Origin of the sequence: Cognatundibacterium luofuense, assembly GCF_018139685.1 — a bacterium.
GTDB classification, from domain to species: domain Bacteria; phylum Pseudomonadota; class Gammaproteobacteria; order Burkholderiales; family Burkholderiaceae_D; genus Undibacterium; species Undibacterium luofuense.
The window spans coordinates 1-284 of the sequence record NZ_JAGSPN010000631.1 but is presented as its reverse complement, the minus strand read 5'-3'; the positions used below and the strand labels follow the sequence as shown (position 1 = coordinate 284).

At 39.1% G+C, this 284-nt stretch carries 1 protein-coding gene; it reads right to left on the bottom strand.

Going from position 1 to position 284, the window contains the following annotated elements:
* A partial coding sequence (locus tag KDM89_RS21955) for a UDP-N-acetylglucosamine 2-epimerase (RefSeq protein ID WP_212689868.1) occupies positions 1 to 218 on the bottom strand: 218 nt, incomplete at its 3' end.
* Positions 219 to 284 lie beyond the last annotated feature (66 nt).

Genomic DNA, 284 nt, shown 5'->3' with positions numbered 1-284 from the left:
ATCGTTTCTGCTCCTGAAGCACCTGCAGAGTTGAGAAAATAATCCGGCTTCCGAATACCCAAATCATCAAAAAATATTTGGTTAAGTTCGTAATCATAGTTTTGACCTGTATGAACAAGTACATGCTCGCAATGTTCATCTAACTTAGGAATAACTCTTGCCAAACGGATGATTTCGGGACGAGTACCTACAACCGTCATTACTTTTAACTTTTTCATACTAAACCCTATGTGCAATCGTATCAGGCAGATCGCGATCAAAAATTTCATTTGCCCAGAGCATCA